The following is a 17,183-nucleotide window of genomic DNA, read 5'->3' as shown; positions in this document are numbered from 1 at the left end:
ACCAAAACTGGATTGCTTCGTGATGGAGCCTGTGCTCGGACGGCGTAAAGCGCCGGTCCGAGTGCTCCTCGCAATAACGAGACGTACGTCTTGATTACTCCGCCGCCTGCAGCCGCGTCGCCTGCTTGCGCGGGGCGATCCAGAAGGCATCGGGACGTTCGAACAGGAACGTGGCGCCGCTCTTCATCGCCAGTTTCCAGATGATCAGCGCGCCGACCACCCCGGCGATGTTGACGATGATCGCGATCACGCCGAGATCGAGAAACGGCGCGTACTTCAACAGCAGCGACCGGCTGATCGCCATCGGCAGGAAGAACGCGAGATAGATCACGATCGAATGCTCGCCGCAGAACCGCAGACCGTCGAGCCAACGCTTCTCCGCCAACAACGTGCCGACCGTGATAATGGCGCAGGCGCCCGCGAGCCCGAGCAGCAGCGAAATCACCGGCAGGTCGGCAGCCCCGATATGCACCAGCACCGCGTTGATCACCGCCCACCCCGCGAGGCCGAGCAGCGCCAGAACCGGGCGGGCGCGGGCCGCATCGGAGAACGCGAAGACGTGCCGGGCGAACAGATAGCCGGTGTAGAAATAGAAGAACCGCGCGCAGAACTCGTCCGGCACCATCCAGCCGGTGGCGACATGCAGGGATTCCAGGAACGCGGCGACAGCCCAGATCAGCAGCGGCGGCAACCGCCGGGTCAGCTTGGTGACGACGAAGAAGATCGGCAGCAGATAGATGAACCATAGCGTGCCGAACGGATCGATGAACGACAGCGCATACAGCTTGGCGACGGCGATCCATCCCATCTCGGCGGCGAAGCTCGGCGCCTTGAAGGCGAACTGGATCGTCACCCACAGCACATAGAAGTAAGCGAAGTGCACGACCTTGCGATCGAGATAGGTCCGCCAGCCGCGATCGATCACCACCGCCAGGAATAGGCCGGAGATCAGGAAGAAGTCCGGCATCCGAAACGGGCGGGCGAACTCGACCACATAGTGCATGAAGCTGGTCTGGCCTGCCGCGGCCTCGACGCCGAGCACCGAGTGCATCATCACCACCATGATGATGCAGATGCCCTTGGCATAGTCGACCCAGTCGACCCGGCCGCCGTGCATGCGCGGAGCCAGTGTGCCGTTCGCAGTCATGGTTGTTCCCGTCTGATGCGGCTCGGATGCATCATCGGCGCGATCGGTTGAGTTAGTGTTGCCCCCACTATCGAATGTGCGGCATTTCCGGAATTGGAGGCCTGGGTGGGCTGTTTTGCCGCGACAGGTTGTTTCTGTTAACCATCCGCCCCTTGCATCCTTCGAGCTGACTTTTGCCCCGCACCTTCGATACCCCGCTGCCGATCGACGACGCGCTCGACGAGCTCACCGCCGCGCTCGAGGCGAGCAATACCGCGGTGTTGGTTGCGCCCCCCGGCGCCGGCAAGACCACCCGCGTGCCGCTCGCCTTGCTCGATGCGCCGTGGCTGAAGAACCAGAAGATCATCGTGCTGGAGCCACGGCGGATCGCCGCCCGCGCCAGCGCCGAGCGGATGGCGAAGACGCTGGGCGAGAAGGCTGGCGAGACGGTCGGTTATCGCGTCCGGTTCGGCTCCAAGGTGTCACGCGCCACCCGGATCGAGGTCGTCACCGAGGGTATTTTCACCCGCCAGATCCTCGACGACCCGGAACTCAACGGCGTCGCCGCGGTGCTGTTCGACGAGTTTCACGAACGCTCACTCGACGCCGATCTCGGCCTCGCCCTGGCTCGCGACGCCCAGCAAGGTCTGCGCGAGGATCTGCGCATCCTGGTGATGTCGGCGACGATCGACGGCGCCCGCGTCGCCCGGCTGCTGGGGGATGCGCCGGTGGTCGAAAGCCTCGGCCGGGCATTTCCGGTCGAGACCCGCTATCTCGGCCGGCGCGGCGACGCGCCGTTGGAGCGGCAGATGGCCGAGGCGATCGCGCAGGCGCTGCGGGCGGAAATGGGCTCGGTGCTGGCGTTTCTGCCCGGCGCCGCCGAAATCCGGCGGACCGAGACGATGCTGCGCGAGCGGGTGCAGGATCCGACGGTCGAGATCGTCCCGCTGTTCGGCGCGCTCGACGCCGCGGTGCAGGACCGCGCCATCCAGCCGGCACCGAAAGGCCAGCGCAAAGTGGTGCTGGCGACCTCGATCGCCGAGACCTCGCTGACCATCGAGGGCGTGCGGATCGTCGTCGATTGCGGCTTGTCCCGAGTCCCCCGTTACGAGCCGGACCTCGGCCTCACTCGGCTGGAGACGGTCCGCGCCTCGCGCGCCGCCGTGGACCAGCGCCGCGGCCGTGCCGGCCGGATCGAGCCCGGCGTCTGCTACCGGCTGTGGGACGAACCGCAGACCGCGTCGCTGCCGGCCTATACGCAGCCGGAAATCCTGTCCGCCGATCTGTCGTCGCTGCTGCTCGACCTCGCCCAGTGGGGCGTCGCCGATCCGTCGTCGCTGGCCTTCCTCGATCCGCCGCCGCAGCCGGCGCTGAAGGAAGCCCGCGAGCTGCTCGGCGAGCTCGGCGCGCTCGACCCGGACGGTCGCATCACCGACGAGGGGCGCAGCCTGCGGGCGATGGCGCTGCCGCCACGGCTGGCGCGGATGATCGTCGATGCCGCCCGCCACGGCTGCGCCGGGGATGCCGCCGAAATCGCCGCGATTCTGACCGAGCGCGGGCTGGGCGGCGACGGCGCCGATCTCGACCATCGCCGAGACCAATTCCGCCGCGACCGCTCGCAGCGCGCCAGCAGCGCCCGGCAGATGGCGCAGCGCTGGGCGGCGCAGGCCGCGTCGTCGTCTCGCTCCCCGCAAGACGCCGGCGAGCTCTCCTCCGGCGTCCTGCTCGCCTTCGCGTTCCCGGATCGTGTCGCCAAGAATCGCGGCAATGGCAGCTTCACGCTCGCCAATGGCCGCGGCGCCGCGGTCGAGCAGACTTCCGCGCTGGCGCGCGCACCGTATCTGGCGGTCGGCGAACTCACCGGCAACGCCGCGCAGGGCCGCATCCTGCTGGCGGCGCCGATCACGCTGTCCGAGATCGAGCTGCATTTCGGCGATCAGATCACCGACGCCGACGAGGTGAGCTTCGACCGCTCCGCGATGGCGCTCCGCGCCCGGCGCCGCCGCGCCCTGCATGCGATCACGCTGTCCGAAGCACCGCTGGCGTTGACGCCGTCCGAACAGACCGCGCAAGTGCTCGCCGACGGCCTTGTCGCGGCCGGGCTCGACCGGCTGCCGTGGTCGAAGCAGCTTCAGCAATGGCGCGGCCGGGTGATGTTCCTGCGCAAGGCCGAGGGCGACCCATGGCCTGATTTGTCGGATGCCGCCCTGGCCGACTCGCGCGAAAACTGGCTGGTGCCGGCGCTGTTCGACAAGACCGGCCTGAGAGACTTTTCGGCCTCCGACCTGTCTGACGCCCTGATGAATCTGCTGTCGTGGGAGCTGCGGGGCCGGCTCGATCGCGAGGCTCCGACGCATTTCGAGGCGCCGACCGGCTCGAAGCTGTCGATCGATTACGAGGCCGAACAGGGCCCGACCATCGCGGTGCGGCTGCAGGAATTGTTTGGCCTGACCAGCCATCCGTCGGTCGCCGGCGGCGCGGTGCCGCTGGTGCTGGAACTGCTGTCGCCGGCGCACCGCCCCGTGCAGGTCACGCGCGACCTGCCGGGATTCTGGCGCGGCTCGTATGCCGGGGTGCGGGCCGATCTACGTGGCCGCTATCCGCGCCACCCCTGGCCCGAAGACCCCGCCTCGGCGCCGCCGACCCGCCGCGCCAAGCCGAAAGGCACCTGAGCCGGCGCTCGCGTTAATCCTTCGCTCACCGTTTTCGCCAAAAACATCCGGATGCATCGGACGCCGCGGTCGCGTCCGGCATCCGCGCGTGATCCAATCCGCGCTGCGACGGACTGTGTGAGTAGGCGTTATGCGTAGCATCATGATTTTCGCCGCAGCCCTCGTGGTGCTCGGCACCGCGATGGCCCAAATCGCCGACCGGATTACCCCGGCTCCGGCGCAGGCCCATGCGGCGCCTCACGCCACTGTCGGCATGGCGGCGACGACTACCGAACCCTATGGCCGAAGCATCAGCATCGACCGCGACCCGCGCGGCCATTTCCGCACCGATGGCCGGATCGACGGCCAGCGGCTGTCGTTCATGGTCGACACCGGCGCCTCGGTGGTCGCTCTCAATGAAAGCTCGGCGGCGCGATTCGGTCTGCGGCCGTCGCGCGGCGACTACACCGCCAAGGTCTCGACCGCGAACGGCCAGGTGAAGGCGGCGCGCGCCCGCATTGCGATGCTGGACGTCGGCGGACTGATCGTACGCGACGTCGATGCGCTGGTACTTCCCGACGAAGCGCTGTCGGAAAACCTGCTCGGCCTGTCCTATCTGTCGAAGCTGAAGCGCTTCGCCTATGCGGACGGCCGCATGGTTCTCGAGCAATAATCTCGATTACTTCCTGAACATCCGTTCAAGAAAATCCCTGCGGTTTCGCAGGAACGCTCATCGCGACTGCATGTTTTCTCTCCGCAATTTGAACAGAGAGGAGACACACATGAAGATGGGCTACGTGCTCGCCGCGGTTGCCGCGGCCGCGATTTCGCTTCCCTCGGTTGCGTCCGCCGAGGCGACGATCATCAAGAAGACGGTGTATCGCGATGGCCCGCGCGCCGAGATGATGCATCGGGACCACGGCTGGCACCGCGGCTGGCGGCATCACCATCATCACGGCGACCGCGTGGTGGTGATCCACAAGCACCGCTACTGAGTTCTTCGGCAGACCAAGACGACAAAGCGACCGGACAGCCTCCGGTCGGTTTGCTGTACGGGCCTCGCTGGATCAACTCCGCTTCAGCATGTCCTTGGCAGCGAGCAGGCCGCCGCCGGCGATCAGCAACGCTGCAATTGCCAGCGCGGTGGTTGGACGTGCATAGCCGGCGAGGACGAGAAACGCTGTCGACAGCAGCGGCGTGGCATAAGACGCAGCACCGAGCACGCGGATGTCGCCGCGTTTCATCCCGATGTCCCAGGCGTAGAAGGCGGCCCCGACCGGTCCGATCCCGAGCGCAATGATCGCCGCCCATTGCATCGTGGTGTCCGGCCACACGGTCGGCTCGATCAGCAGATGCACGGCCGTGGCCAGCAGCGCGGTGACGAAGCAGAAGCCAGCGACCGCATCGGTCGGCACCGCACTGAACCGGCGCGACAGCACCGAATAGCTCGCCCAAACGAAAGCCGCGATGAACGCCGCGGCAAGCCCGGGCAGATAGGCCCGCTCGATCACCGCACCATTGCCGGTGAACAGCAGCACCGTGCCGGCAAGCCCGAGCAGCGCCCCGGCGACGTGATGCAGCTTCAGCCGCTCGCCGGGCAGCAGCGAGGAGAACAGCACGATCAGCAGCGGCCATAGATAATTCAACAGGCCTGCCTCGGCGGGCGGCGCCAGCCGCAGCGCCAGGAAATACAGCGCGTGATAGCCGAACAACCCGCCGACGCCGACCGCCCACACCAGCGGCGGCTGGCGCAGCGCGCGAACCGCCTGCGGCCGCACGATCCATCCGATCGCGGCAGCGAGCGCGCCGATCGCGAACGTCATCGCGGCAAGCTGAAACGCCGGGATGGTGCCGGTCGCGACCGTCATCACCGCAAGCAGCGACCACATCAGGATCGCCGACAGCCCGATCAGCGTCGCAACGCGCGACGTCATGAGCGCACCTGCAGGCTGATCCTCGCAGCAGCACGGCAGACGCGCCGTGCGAGGATCGAAGACCCGACCTTGTGCCTCAAACCATGTATTGACCGCCGTTGATGGTGAGCGTCGAGCCGGTGATGTAGCCGGCATCGTCGCCGGCGAGGAACACCACGGCGCGCGCGATCTCCTCGGCCTCGCCGAGCCGGTTGCATGGAATCAGCGGCAAGATCGCCTTGTCGAGCACATCCTTCGGCACCGCCTGCACCATCTCGGTGTTGATGTAGCCCGGGCAGATCGCGTTCACCGTGATGCCGCCGCGCGCATTCTCCAGCGCCAGCGCTTTGGTGAAGCCGATGTCGCCCGCCTTGGCAGCCGAATAGTTCACCTGACCGAACTGGCCCTTCTGCCCGTTGATCGACGAGATGTTGACGATGCGCCCGAACTTGCGATTGCGCATGCCCTCGATCACCTGCCGCGTCATGTTGAAGAGCGAGCCGAGGTTGGTGTTGATCACCGCATTCCATTGCTCGAGCGTCATCTTGTGGAAGGCGCCGTCGCGCGTGATGCCGGCATTGTTCACCAGAACATCGACGGGACCGAGTTCGGCCTCGACTTTCTTGACGCCCTCGGCACAGGCATCGAACGAACTCACGTCCCATTTATATACCGGAATACCCGTCTCGTTTTTGAATTTTTCCGCTGCCGAATCGTTGCCCGCATAGGACGCTGCGACTTTGTAGCCCGCCGCTTTCAACGCCTTGCTGATTGCTGCACCGATACCGCGCGTCCCCCCAGTCACCAACGCCACCCGCGTCATTGCAAAGCTCCTCCCGCAATTCCTTTTTTGTCTAGAACGCGATTGTGTCTTTTCGAATAAAAGGATGGTCGCTCGTGAACATCAAGCAAAAACGCCCGGCAATCTGCCGGGCGTTTGAACAATCGTTCTTGCACTGCAACTGATCAGTCCGTGTATCGCGACATCGTCGCGACACGCGCAATCAATCGCGCGCGAGGCACATCGCAATGCCCATGCCACCGCCGATGCAAAGCGTGGCAAGACCTTTCTTCGAATCGCGCTTCTGCATCTCGTGCAGCAGCGTCACAAGGACGCGCGCACCCGACGCACCGATCGGATGACCGATCGCGATCGCACCGCCATTGACGTTAACCTTAGAAGTATCCCAGCCGAGATCCTTGTTCACCGCACAGGCCTGCGCCGCGAAGGCTTCGTTGGCTTCGATCAGATCGAGATCGCCGACCGACCAGCCGGCCTTCTTCAACGCCGCGCGCGACGCCGGGATCGGACCAGAGCCCATGATCTTCGGATCGACGCCGGCCTGGCCCCACGACACGATGCGGGCCAGCGGCTTCTTGCCGAGCTTCTCCGCCTGCTTGGCGGTCATCAGCACCACTGCAGCGGCGCCGTCGTTGATGCCCGAGGCAGAACCGGCGGTCACGGTGCCGTCCTTCTCGAACGCCGGCTTCAGCTTGGCCATCGCTTCGATGGTGGCGCCGTGGCGCGGATACTCGTCGGTGTCGACCACGATGTCGCCCTTGCGGGTCTTGATCGTCACCGGCGCGATCTCGTCCTTGAACTTGCCAGCCTTCTGCGCGGCTTCGGCCTTTTGCTGTGAAGCCACCGCGAATTCGTCCTGCTGGTCGCGGGTGATCTGCCATTGCCGCGCGACGTTCTCGGCGGTGTTGCCCATGTGGTAACCGTTGAAGGCATCCCACAGACCATCCTTGAGCATGGTGTCGACGAGTTCGACCGCGCCCATTTTCACGCCGCCGCGCAAATATTGCGCATGAGGCGCCATGCTCATCGATTCCTGGCCGCCGGCAACGACGATATCGGAGTCGCCGTTCATCAGTGCCTGGTAACCGAGCGCGACCGAGCGAAGACCCGAGCCGCAAAGCTGGTTGATGCCCCATGCCGGGCTCTCGACCGGAATACCGGCCGCGATCGACGCCTGCCGCGCCGGGTTCTGCCCCTGACCGGCGGTGAGAATCTGGCCCATGATCACTTCAGAAACCTGCGCCGGATCGATGCCGCCGCGCTCCAGCGCAGCCTTGATCGCGACCGCGCCGAGATCGTGCGCCGGCGTATTGGCGAAGGCGCCGTTGAAACTTCCGACAGCGGTGCGTGCGGCGCTGACGATGACGACATCGTCCGACATGGACATCTCCTGGGCTTGAGTTTTTGACGGTCTCTTGGACGGCGGGGCCTGGTTGGCGTGCCGGTGTCGGCGCACATCCTGTGAAGCCGGCGGCGGCGTGTCAATCCGGCACACGCATGTTGGTGCTGCGATGCCGATAAATTCACTCTGCCTGGCGGCGGCGCACAAAACGGTAGCCGAGGTGCATTGAAAGTGCTTACTTTATTGCATTGCGTCTCAGCCTGCTGTCGGGAGGCGGCGGGTTCCTTATCCTCCGTGTGTGTGGGTGACATGGCGAAATCAGACCAACCGACCACGATCAAAAAATACGCGAACCGGCGACTCTACAACACCGGCACCAGTACTTACGTGACGCTCGAAGACCTTGCCACGATGGTCAAGGATGGTGAGGACTTCCTCGTTTACGACGCCAAGACCGGCGACGACATCACCCGAAGCGTGCTCGCGCAGATCATCTTCGAGCAAGAGAACAAGGCCGGGCAGAACCTTCTGCCGACCACCTTCCTTCGACAACTCATCCGCTTCTACGGCGACAGCATGCAGATGGTGGTGCCGAAGTATCTGGAGCAGTCGATCGATTCGCTGACGCGCGAGCAGGAAAAATTCCGCAAGCAGATGGCGTCGACCTTCAGCCTGACACCGTTCGCGCCGTTGGAAGAGACCGTCCGCCGCAACATGGAGCTGTTCCAGCAGACCTTCTCGATGTTCGTGCCGCGCCCGCCGAGCCACGAATCGACCGACGAGGTACCTGCCGAGACCAGCGGCGGCGCCGACAGCATCGAAGATCTGCGACGGCAGATGAAAGAGATGCAGGACCGGCTAGAGCGGATGTCGCTCGAACAGCCAAAGAAAGACGAATAGCAGCGAGGCATGCTGCTCAGGCATCTTTCCGGTTCTGATCCTAATCAGAACCGGAAATCTTCGATGATCCCTCGATAGAGTTTAAGCCAGGCCGGCCCAGTGCTCGCGGTGCCCGGTCGCTGGCTTAGCCTTGCTAATCGACGTCTTTCTAATAGACGACTTTCTAATAGACCGCCTTGCCGGCGAGGCCCGCAGCCGCTTCGGCGACGATCGGCCACGGTCGCTGCTGCGACGCCAATCCGATCAGCCGGCCCTGGATGTAGTCGCAGCCCCAGTCGCGCAACAACTGCGCGGACTCTTCGTCCTGCACCCATTCGGCCACGGTTTTGATCCCGAGCCGGCGTGCCAGATCGATCAGCGTCTGCACGAAGGCACGGTCGTCGGCCGAGCGCGCGATGTTCTGCACGAAGGCACCGTCGATCTTGACGATGTCGACGCCGAGCGCACGCAGATTGCGAAACGAGGTGTAGCCGGCGCCGAAGTCGTCGATCGCGATCTTGGCGCCGAGCGTCTTCAGCCGGTTGACGAAGCCGCGCACCTCGTCGAGGTCGGGGATCGCCACCGTCTCGGTAATCTCGACGATCATCCGCTCGGCGATGCCGGGATGCGCCAGCATCAGCGATTCGATTCCGGCCCACCAATCGGCATCGATGGTGGTGTCAGGCGAGATGTTGAGGCTGAGGGCGACACCGGGCGCCAAGGCGAGTTCGGCCACCACCAGTTCGAGCACGCGATGATCGACCAGCCGGATCAGCCCGAGCCGCTCGGCCACCGGCACGATATCGGGCGCGAGCAGCACCTGGCCGTCGTCGGTCCGCATCCGCACCAGGCATTCGTGGAAGGCCGGTACCCGCGAGGCCGCGTCGACCACCGGCTCGTAGGCCAGCACGATGCGGCGTTCGTTCAGCGCGGTGACGATCTCGTCGGTGACGCGGATGTTGACCCGGCGCTGCGTGTCGCGCTCGACATTCGGCCGCCACATCGCGAACGAGCCGGCGCGCCGATGCTTGGCGGCGGCCAGCGCCTCCTGGGCGCGGTTGATGGCTTCATCGGCGGTGCGGGCATGGCGCGGCGCACTGACCGCGCCGATCGATGCGGTGATCGACACCGGGCCGGATTTGGTCGGCACGATCTCGTCGCGCACGGCCGCGAGAAACCGTTCGGCCGCGATATGCGCGTCGTCGACCGTGCAGTTCTTCAGCACCAGGCCGAACTTGTTGCCGGAGAACCGGCCGAGCTGATCGCCGGCGCGCAGCCGGCTGCGGATCCGGCCGGCGATGGTCGAGATCACTTCGTCGGCGACATCGAAGCCGAACGAATCATTGACCCGCGCCAGATGATCGAGCCCGACCAGCATGAACGACAGGTTGGTACGGAAGCGCGACGCTTCCTCGATCGCTTCGGCGAGCGCGGCGATCAGATGGGTGCGGTTGAGTTCGCCGGTCAGCGGATCGTGCTGAGACAGCTTGAGGAGCTGCTCGTCGCGGGCGTGGCGCTCGTTGTTGATGCGGACGATGCCCTCGACCCGCGCCGGGCGGCCGTCGGGGCCGGCGAACCAAACCCCGGTCTCCTCGATCCAGCTCACCGGCGCCGAGGTGGAAGCCCGGATGCCGTACTCGATCCGGTACGGCACGCAGCCGGGGCCGACCGCGGCGGCGCCATTGAGCAAAGCTTCGGATCGGATCGCGCGGGACGGCTCCAGCATCGCCGCAAAGCTCGCGCCGGAGGCCAGTGCTTCGGCCGGAATGTCCTGAAACAGCTCGCCGACCCGGCCGGTCCAGCTCAAGGCATCGGAGCCAAGGTCCCACACGAAGGCGGCTTGGCCGAGCAGCGACAGCAGCAACGGATCAGACGCGGTCGCGGTCTGCGCGGTCGGTGAGCGGGGCGCAGGAGCGGCGGACGACACGACTGCCTCGTTTCGGGACGCTGTCAGGTGATTCTCCTGTGCAGGATAGGTCGGCCGAACATCCCAACGCTAGGTCGATAATATAAAGAAATTGGAAACCAATTCGGATTCCGGGGCAGGAACGGAAAGCCGAGCCTCGGCATACTACGAGGTGGAGGCTCCGGCACACGACTTGCGACGACGCCATCAGGACGGGGAGACCCGTCCCGAAACGAGACAAGTAAGCGTAGGTGCGACAATGGCGAAGGTCTGGATCGACGATGGAAGCGACGTCCACGCCGCCTCGGCGGAGCCGGATTGCGCCGAGGGCGAACTGATCGAGCCGTTGCCGATCCCGGTGACGCCGCCGCCGATGCGGACCCGCTACACCGACCGCCTGGTGCGGCCGTCGTCGAATTTCGTGGCCCAATTGATGGCGATCGATGGCGGCTATCCGCAGACCCGCGACTGCAATCGGGCCGAACCCGGCCACGCCAATGCGGCGTACCGCTCGACCACCGGTCACGCCTTCACGGCGCCGCCCACCGGCTTTCGAACCCAGCGGATGTCCTGATCTCCTACGCGGCGCGGCTCAGCGCGCCGGCGACTTTTCCTCGTCCTTCGCCGTCGCAGCCGGCTTCACCGGCTCGGGCCGATCGAGCAGCACCGCCTCGGCGATCGACGCCGCGGAGGCAGCGGATGCAGAGGCCGGCTCGACCGTCTGCGGCGCCAGCTCGGTCGCGGGCACCACCACCGGTGCCGGCTCGGCAACTGGCGCCGGCTGCTCCGACTCGTCTTCAATGATCTCGGCAGACGATTTGGCGGCGGCACGCGCCGCGCGGGCTTCGCGCTTGTGACGGCTGCGCAGCGCGATGCCGCTGAGAAAATCGACCAGCGCCAGCAGCGCGAGCAGAGCGACCGTGGCATTGGCGAACTGCGGCAGCATCACGAATTCAGCCGTGATGCCGGCGAGCACCAGCAGCGACAGCAGATGATCGGTGAGGTATTTGGCGCCGGGCCGGGCCGCCTTCATCACTTCGGGCAGCAGCAGCAGCACGCCGAGCGCCACCAGCATGTCGCCGAGCGCGATCGTCCAGGTGGCACCGGAGGGCAGCACGACACGGGTCATTGCCGCGTCGAACGCCAATCCCGGCATCAGGAAGACGATGATGTTGCAGATCGCGACCGGGATCAGCAGCAGCGGGAAACCGATAATCGACATCGGCGAAGCCTGTGGTTCAGAACGACCGGACGCGAGTGGGCGATCGTCCGGACGCGGACGTCAACTCCCTAACGCAACACTTGGTACGAATTCAGGCATCGGGCGGATCGCATTGCGCGATGTGCCGCCGCGCGTGCGCGGCCGACACTTGCGTCCTTCCCGCGAGTGCGACGCGGCGTCTTGTCTGAGCGTGGCCGAAACCACCCGACATGCCGCGCCGACTCAAGGATCCGAGCGAGAGCTCAGGAATCCTTCTTCTTCAGAACCTGGCGGCCCTTATACATCCCGGTCTTGAGATCGAGATGGTGCGGGCGGCGCAGTTCGCCGGAATCCTTGTCCTCGACATAGGTCGGGCGCTTGATCGCGTCCGCGGACCGGCGCATGCCACGCCGCGAGGGCGAAGTTTTTCTTCTCGGAACGGCCATATCGGTAATCCTTAACGGAGGTTCCCTGGCGAAATCGGTCTCGGCGTCCGCGTTTGGACGGCCCGCTTGCGCGCAGGCGAAATGCGTAAGGCCGGGCTTATAACGGAAGCCGGATCGAAATGCTAGGGCGGTCGGCGCGCAAAATGCGCCTCAAACCGTCGTCACGACTCGCGATTTTCCCGCCAGCACTGCCGCAGCTCCGCCGCACGGGCGCGGGCGACGTAGGTGGCGGCAAGCCGGCGGACGCCGGGGCCGGGCGCGCGAGCGCTGCGAATCTTCGGATTGGGCAGGATCGCGGCCAGGAGCGCCGCCTCCTTGGCGGACAATTGCGCGGCGGAGCGGCCGAAGGCGTAATCGGCGCCTGCCATCGCGCCGAACTGGCCGCTCGGGCCCCATTCGGCGATGTTGAGATAGATTTCGAGAATCCGCTGCTTGGGCAGCACGAAGTCGATCCACAGCGCTAGCGGCGCCTCCAGCGCCTTGCGGATGACGCTGCGCCCCGGCCACAGGAACAGGTTCTTGGCGACCTGCTGGGTGATGGTCGAGCCGCCGCGGCTGGCCTCGCCGTCCTGCATGTCGTCGATCACGTCGCGCACCGAATCCCAGTCGATGCCGTGATGACTGCAGAACTTGGCGTCCTCGGCCGCCACCACGCTGCGCGGCAACGCCGGCGAGATGGTTTCGATATCGATCCAGGTCCGGCTGACCGGCGCACCAGTGGCCCAGCGCCACAGCATCAGCGTCGAGACCGGTTGGCCGCCGCCATACAGGATGGTGAGGAGATAAGGCAGGGCCAGCAGCGCGAGCCCTGCAAGGATGACAATGCGAACCACACGCTTGGTGCGAGGCGCAAACGCAACGGGATCAGACACGATCGCTCCCGGTGATGGCCTGGCCCCTTGCCCTCCGCCGAATTGACGAAGCCGGTGCCATGATGAATGGTCCGGCCGAATTTTATCTGGAGCACTTCCGAATGGCCACCGGCACTTCCACGATCGACTTTGCCAAGCGGCTCGACACCACCGCCGAGGATACCGAAGCGCTGCTCGGCCGGCTGTTGTCCGACGAATTGATGTCCGACGAGATCGCCCGGCCGCGCCGGCTGATGGAGGCGATCCGCTACTCCACGCTCGGCGGCGGCAAGCGGCTGCGACCATTCCTGGCAGTCGAGAGCGCTGCGGTATTCGGCATCGATCGCGACGCCGCGCTGTTGGTCGGCGCCGCGCTGGAGTGCATCCATTGCTACTCGCTGATCCACGACGACTTGCCGGCGATGGACAACAGCGATCTGCGCCGCGGCCGGCCGACGCTGCACAAGGCCTATGACGACGCCACCGCGATCCTGGCCGGCGACGCGCTGCTGACCTTCGCGTTCGACATCGTAACCCGCGACGAGGTGCACAAGGATCCGACGGTGCGGCTGCTGCTGACGCGGGTGCTGGCGCGCTGTGCCGGACTCGGCGGCATGGTGGGCGGCCAGATGCTCGACCTTGCCGGCGAAGGCCGGTTCGGCGACCGCGAGCCGGTCGACGTCGCCCGGCTGCAGCAGATGAAGACCGGCGCCCTGCTCCGCTACGGCTGCGTCGCCGGCGCGATCCTCGGCCAGGCCAACGCCGACCAGTATCGCGCGCTCGACGATTACGGCCGCGCACTCGGCGAGGCGTTCCAGATCGCCGACGATCTGCTCGACGTCGAAGGTGACGCGGAAGCGCTCGGCAAGCCGGCCGGCGCCGATGCCGCGCTCGGCAAGACCACCTTCGTGACTCAGCTCGGCATCGACGGCGCCAAGCAGCGGCTGCGCGACCTGATCGCGCGCGCCGACCAGGCGCTGGCGCCGTTCGGCGACCGCGGCGACGTGCTGCGCGCCGCCGCCCGGTTCGTGGCGGAGCGGAAGAACTGATCGCCGCATGACCCATCACCCGGACGACGATGCGCGGCTGCTTCGGTTTCGAAAGCTGCCGCGCGTCGTCCGGCTGGTGTATTCGCGGCCGCGGCTGTTCGCTTCGATCGCGGTCGGCATCGCCGCGGTGCTGCTGCTGCCGGGGTGGCTGCGGCCGGTGACGCGGGCGCTGATCGGCTGGGACGTGTCGATCGTCGTCTATCTGGTGCTGGCCTATTCGATGATGGCGCGCTGCGGTGTCGCCTATATCCGCCGCAACGCGGTGTGGCAGGACGACGGCCGCTTCCTGATCCTGATGGTGACGGCGTTCGGCGCCTACGCCAGCATCGCGGCGATCGTCTCCGAACTCGGCAACGCGCATCGCGGCGCCGCCGAGCTGGCACTGGCCACCTTCACCATCGCGCTGTCATGGGCAGCGGTGCACACCACCTTCGCGCTGCATTACGCCCACGAATATTATCGCGGCGACCGCGAAGGCGGGCTGGCGTTTCCGGGCAGCGACGAACACACCGAGCCCGATTATTGGGACTTCGTGTACTTCTCATTCGTGATCGGCATGACCGCGCAGGTGTCGGACGTCGGCATCACCGACCGGACCATCCGCCGCACCGCGACCGCGCACGGCGTGGTGTCGTTCGTGTTCAACACCGCCTTGGTGGCGCTGATGGTCAACATCGCGGCGAGCGCGATCTGACGTGCTGTTCGCAGGCGCCGCTCAGGCGGCGCGGGCTTCTTCCTCGAAGGCGAGATGGCGCACGATCTCGAGCAGCCGGTCACCCTCGATCCGTTCGGTGTTGAACCCGGTCTGCCGGCCAAAATGACCGAATAGGTCCTGATCCTCACGCGAGCGACCGAGAAACGCCATCGACCAGTTGCTGAACAGCCGCTCGCGCGCGGCGCCGAAACCGAGCACCTGAATGTCGCCGTGGCGCTCGTCGCGTAGGATCTTCTCGAACAGCGATTCGACCGATGGGCACGGCCCTTCCAGCACCTGGGCGAACAGGCCGCGATTGAACACCAGCGCGCCGGTCACCGAGAGCGGCGGATTGTTGCGGCGCGCCGCCGCCAGGATCGACTCGATCTCCTCGGCGATTCGCAGCGAACCGCCGGCAATCAGATTCTTGCTGTAATACACGCAGCGATACAGCTCGCTCGGCATCGGCCGATGCTCCCCCTCAGAGGCTGACTTCCGTTGCCGCGTCGATCACATTGCGGCTGTCGGCGAGAAAATGCTCGATCTCTCCGGGCGGGATCGGCCGGCTGATCAGATAGCCCTGCACGTCTGTGCAGCCGTCGGCCGCGACGCGTGCCAGCTGATCCTCGGTCTCGACGCCCTCGGCCACCGTCGCCATGCCGAGGCTGGCGCCGAGCGAGGCGATCGCCCGCACGATCGCGCGGTTGCCGCGATCGTCCGAAGCTTCGCGCACGAATGACTGATCGATCTTGATCTTGTCGAACGGGAAGCTGCGCAGATAGCCGAGCGACGAATAGCCGGTGCCGAAATCATCGAGCGACACCCGGACGCCGAGTCCGCGCAGTTGCTGCAGCACCGCGAGCGCATTGCCGCGGGCATCGAGCATCACGCTTTCGGTGATCTCCAACTCCAGCCGCCGGGGATCCAGCCCGCTGTCGGCGAGCGCCGACACCACGGTCGCGACCAGCGACCGGTTGGTGAACTGGGTCGCCGAGATGTTGACCGCGACGGTGTAGTCACCGGGCCAGCTCGCAGCATCGCGGCAGGCGGTGCGCAGCACCCATTCGCCGATCGGGCCGATGATCCCGGTCTCTTCGGCGATCGGAATGAAATCGAGCGGCGACACCGGGCCGCGCGTCGGGCAGCGCCAGCGCAGCAGCGCCTCGAAGCCGGCCACCCGGCGGCTCTGCAGATTGACCTGCGGCTGATACACCAGCGAGAACTCGCGCAGCGCCAGCGCGCGGCGCAGATCGGTCTCCAGCGCGCGCCGCGCCCGCATGCTCTCGTCCATGGCGGATTCGAACACGCGATAGCCGGCGTAGCGCTCCTGCTTGGCGCGATGCAGCGCCAGTTCGGCGTTCTTCAGCACGCCGTCGACGTCGAGTTCGTCGTCGCTCACCAGCGCGATGCCGACGAACGCGCTGACATTGATCAGCTGGCCTTCGAGCAAATACGGCCGGCTCAGCAGATCGACCAGACGCTTGGCCAGGATCACCGCCGCTTCGGGCTGATCACGGCCGGTCTGGATCACTCCGAACTCATCGGCCTCGAGCCGGGCCAGCACATCGCTCGGCGTCAGCGCCGAACTGATGCGCTTGGCGACCAGGCACAGCAGCGCATCGCCGATGGTGCGACCGAGCGTGTCGTTGATCGCCTTGAAGCGATCGAGATCGATCGTCAGCACCGAGGCGTCGCGGCGGACCTCGGCGGGCTGCGTCAGCAGATCGGCGAGCCGCTCGTGAAACACCAGCCGGTTCGCCAGTTGGGTCAGCCGGTCGATCCGCGACAGCTCCACACCGGCGATGCCCTGGCGCAGGCGTTCGCTGATATCCGCGGCGCTGATCAGCCAGCCGCCGGTAAATGCCGTGATGTCGATCCAGTAGATCCGCTCGTCCGGGAAAATGATCGGGCGCGACGCCTTGCCGCCCTCGCAGCTCGGGTCGAAACCGAAACGAGACAGCAGCTGGTCGCGCGGTATCGCACCGAAGGCCAGATCGAACATCGGATTGGTCATCACGATCTCGCCCTCGGGCGAGATCAGCGCCAACCCAATGTCAATCGCCATGAACGCCGCCAGCGTCAGCTGAGCGGTGCGTTGCGACGGGTCGTGATCGGCCGCACCATCCGGAGCGCTTGCGCTCCCCTTTGGCTCCAGCAGATCAGCCGTTCTGATGACTGAGACTAACCCCATAACCTTGAACAAAACGCGGGGAGTGTTGCCAAATGCATAATTACCACCAGACCGCCACATCGACGGTAAATCCAAGGTTAGTTGAACAGCAGGCGTTTGAGACGAAAGTCGCACGTAGTGTTACGAAGGATT

The 17,183-nt window shown here is 65.9% G+C and carries 17 protein-coding genes; 7 read left to right on the top strand and 10 right to left on the bottom strand.

All coding sequences use genetic code 11. From position 1 onward, the window contains the following. Nucleotides 1-94: 94 nt before the first annotated feature. Nucleotides 95-1,147, bottom strand: coding sequence for an acyltransferase family protein (locus VRZ08_RS03570; protein WP_414531586.1), 1,053 nt, complete (start codon nt 1,145-1,147; stop codon nt 95-97). 173 nt (nt 1,148-1,320) lie between these two features. On the opposite strand from VRZ08_RS03570, the gene hrpB reads away from it, so the two are divergent. From hrpB to VRZ08_RS03555, 3 genes are all read left to right on the top strand, one after another. Further along, nucleotides 1,321-3,798 carry an ATP-dependent helicase HrpB gene (gene hrpB, locus VRZ08_RS03565; RefSeq protein WP_414531585.1) on the top strand — a complete coding sequence of 826 codons (2,478 nt, stop codon included), beginning with the start codon at nt 1,321-1,323 and terminating at the stop codon, nt 3,796-3,798. 130 nt (nt 3,799-3,928) lie between these two features. Continuing rightward, nucleotides 3,929-4,450, top strand: coding sequence for a TIGR02281 family clan AA aspartic protease (locus tag VRZ08_RS03560; protein WP_414531584.1), 522 nt, complete (start codon nt 3,929-3,931; stop codon nt 4,448-4,450). 109 nt (nt 4,451-4,559) lie between these two features. After that, nucleotides 4,560-4,772: a hypothetical protein gene (locus VRZ08_RS03555; RefSeq protein ID WP_414531583.1), complete on the top strand. Its 213-nt coding sequence runs from the start codon at nt 4,560-4,562 to the stop codon at nt 4,770-4,772. 72 nt (nt 4,773-4,844) lie between these two features. Here the strand turns inward: VRZ08_RS03555 and VRZ08_RS03550 are convergent, their stop codons facing one another. The 3 genes from VRZ08_RS03550 to VRZ08_RS03540 all read right to left on the bottom strand — a co-directional run bounded on the left by VRZ08_RS03550 (nt 4,845) and on the right by VRZ08_RS03540 (nt 7,873). Continuing rightward, the gene (locus VRZ08_RS03550) at nt 4,845-5,711 is read right to left on the bottom strand and encodes a DMT family transporter (protein WP_414531582.1); all 867 of its coding nucleotides are present in this window, start codon (nt 5,709-5,711) and stop codon (nt 4,845-4,847) included. A gap of 76 nt (nt 5,712-5,787) precedes the next feature. Beyond that, nucleotides 5,788-6,513, bottom strand: a complete 726-nt coding sequence (locus VRZ08_RS03545; protein ID WP_263990389.1) for a beta-ketoacyl-ACP reductase — start codon at nt 6,511-6,513, stop codon at nt 5,788-5,790. A 181-nt stretch (nt 6,514-6,694) separates the two neighbouring features. After that, nucleotides 6,695-7,873, bottom strand: a complete 1,179-nt coding sequence (locus VRZ08_RS03540; protein WP_107357370.1) for an acetyl-CoA C-acetyltransferase — start codon at nt 7,871-7,873, stop codon at nt 6,695-6,697. Between the two features lie 270 nt (nt 7,874-8,143). On the opposite strand from VRZ08_RS03540, the gene phaR reads away from it, so the two are divergent. Further along, a complete protein-coding gene (gene phaR / locus VRZ08_RS03535; RefSeq protein ID WP_042440735.1) occupies nt 8,144-8,734 on the top strand; it encodes a polyhydroxyalkanoate synthesis repressor PhaR in 591 nt (196 codons plus the stop codon). 163 nt (nt 8,735-8,897) lie between these two features. On the opposite strand, the gene VRZ08_RS03530 is transcribed toward phaR, so the two are convergent. After that, nucleotides 8,898-10,640, bottom strand: coding sequence for an EAL domain-containing protein (locus VRZ08_RS03530; RefSeq protein ID WP_414531581.1), 1,743 nt, complete (start codon nt 10,638-10,640; stop codon nt 8,898-8,900). Nucleotides 10,641-10,878: 238 nt separating this feature from the next. Between VRZ08_RS03530 and VRZ08_RS03525 the strand changes: the two genes are divergently transcribed. Next, a complete protein-coding gene (locus tag VRZ08_RS03525; protein ID WP_107342740.1) occupies nt 10,879-11,193 on the top strand; it encodes a hypothetical protein in 315 nt (104 codons plus the stop codon). 18 nt (nt 11,194-11,211) lie between these two features. On the opposite strand, the gene VRZ08_RS03520 is transcribed toward VRZ08_RS03525, so the two are convergent. The 3 genes from VRZ08_RS03520 to mtgA all read right to left on the bottom strand — a co-directional run bounded on the left by VRZ08_RS03520 (nt 11,212) and on the right by mtgA (nt 13,138). Further along, a complete protein-coding gene (locus tag VRZ08_RS03520; RefSeq protein WP_414531580.1) occupies nt 11,212-11,841 on the bottom strand; it encodes a hypothetical protein in 630 nt (209 codons plus the stop codon). Nucleotides 11,842-12,083: 242 nt separating this feature from the next. Then, the gene (rpmF, locus tag VRZ08_RS03515) at nt 12,084-12,266 is read right to left on the bottom strand and encodes a 50S ribosomal protein L32 (RefSeq protein ID WP_011156094.1); all 183 of its coding nucleotides are present in this window, start codon (nt 12,264-12,266) and stop codon (nt 12,084-12,086) included. A 161-nt stretch (nt 12,267-12,427) separates the two neighbouring features. Beyond that, complete coding sequence (gene mtgA, locus VRZ08_RS03510) at nt 12,428-13,138, bottom strand: monofunctional biosynthetic peptidoglycan transglycosylase (protein WP_263990385.1); 711 nt, start codon at nt 13,136-13,138, stop codon at nt 12,428-12,430. Between the two features lie 101 nt (nt 13,139-13,239). Between mtgA and VRZ08_RS03505 the strand changes: the two genes are divergently transcribed. Next, nucleotides 13,240-14,166, top strand: coding sequence for a polyprenyl synthetase family protein (locus VRZ08_RS03505; RefSeq protein ID WP_164635860.1), 927 nt, complete (start codon nt 13,240-13,242; stop codon nt 14,164-14,166). A gap of 7 nt (nt 14,167-14,173) precedes the next feature. Then, complete coding sequence (locus VRZ08_RS03500) at nt 14,174-14,860, top strand: DUF1345 domain-containing protein (RefSeq protein ID WP_408017611.1); 687 nt, start codon at nt 14,174-14,176, stop codon at nt 14,858-14,860. Nucleotides 14,861-14,881: 21 nt separating this feature from the next. Here the strand turns inward: VRZ08_RS03500 and VRZ08_RS03495 are convergent, their stop codons facing one another. Beyond that, nucleotides 14,882-15,325 carry a BLUF domain-containing protein gene (locus VRZ08_RS03495; protein WP_414531579.1) on the bottom strand — a complete coding sequence of 148 codons (444 nt, stop codon included), beginning with the start codon at nt 15,323-15,325 and terminating at the stop codon, nt 14,882-14,884. Between the two features lie 16 nt (nt 15,326-15,341). Next, on the bottom strand, nt 15,342-16,925 hold the full coding sequence (locus VRZ08_RS03490) for a putative bifunctional diguanylate cyclase/phosphodiesterase (RefSeq protein ID WP_414531578.1): 1,584 nt from the start codon (nt 16,923-16,925) through the stop codon (nt 15,342-15,344). Between the last annotated feature and the right edge of the window lie 258 nt (nt 16,926-17,183).

This window comes from Rhodopseudomonas sp. G2_2311 (assembly GCF_047501505.1).
GTDB classification, from domain to species: domain Bacteria; phylum Pseudomonadota; class Alphaproteobacteria; order Rhizobiales; family Xanthobacteraceae; genus Rhodopseudomonas; species Rhodopseudomonas palustris_H.
Note: the sequence above shows the minus strand (reverse complement) of the source record. Positions and strands in the feature narration are given on the sequence as shown.

Excerpts from the sequence above, each read along its gene's own strand:
- VRZ08_RS03525 (WP_107342740.1), top strand. The coding sequence starts at position 10,879 with ATGGCGAAGGTCTGGATCGACGATGGAAGCGACGTCCACGCCGCCTCG.
- rpmF (WP_011156094.1), bottom strand. The coding sequence starts at position 12,266 with ATGGCCGTTCCGAGAAGAAAAACTTCGCCCTCGCGGCGTGGCATGCGC.
- VRZ08_RS03500 (WP_408017611.1), top strand. The coding sequence starts at position 14,174 with ATGACCCATCACCCGGACGACGATGCGCGGCTGCTTCGGTTTCGAAAG.
- VRZ08_RS03490 (WP_414531578.1), bottom strand. The coding sequence starts at position 16,925 with ATGGCGATTGACATTGGGTTGGCGCTGATCTCGCCCGAGGGCGAGATC.
- VRZ08_RS03550 (WP_414531582.1), bottom strand. The coding sequence starts at position 5,711 with ATGACGTCGCGCGTTGCGACGCTGATCGGGCTGTCGGCGATCCTGATG.
- VRZ08_RS03570 (WP_414531586.1), bottom strand. The coding sequence starts at position 1,147 with ATGACTGCGAACGGCACACTGGCTCCGCGCATGCACGGCGGCCGGGTC.
- VRZ08_RS03540 (WP_107357370.1), bottom strand. The coding sequence starts at position 7,873 with ATGTCGGACGATGTCGTCATCGTCAGCGCCGCACGCACCGCTGTCGGA.
- VRZ08_RS03545 (WP_263990389.1), bottom strand. The coding sequence starts at position 6,513 with ATGACGCGGGTGGCGTTGGTGACTGGGGGGACGCGCGGTATCGGTGCA.
- VRZ08_RS03555 (WP_414531583.1), top strand. The coding sequence starts at position 4,560 with ATGAAGATGGGCTACGTGCTCGCCGCGGTTGCCGCGGCCGCGATTTCG.
- VRZ08_RS03495 (WP_414531579.1), bottom strand. The coding sequence starts at position 15,325 with ATGCCGAGCGAGCTGTATCGCTGCGTGTATTACAGCAAGAATCTGATT.
- VRZ08_RS03520 (WP_414531580.1), bottom strand. The coding sequence starts at position 11,841 with ATGTCGATTATCGGTTTCCCGCTGCTGCTGATCCCGGTCGCGATCTGC.
- VRZ08_RS03560 (WP_414531584.1), top strand. The coding sequence starts at position 3,929 with ATGCGTAGCATCATGATTTTCGCCGCAGCCCTCGTGGTGCTCGGCACC.
- VRZ08_RS03505 (WP_164635860.1), top strand. The coding sequence starts at position 13,240 with ATGGCCACCGGCACTTCCACGATCGACTTTGCCAAGCGGCTCGACACC.
- phaR (WP_042440735.1), top strand. The coding sequence starts at position 8,144 with ATGGCGAAATCAGACCAACCGACCACGATCAAAAAATACGCGAACCGG.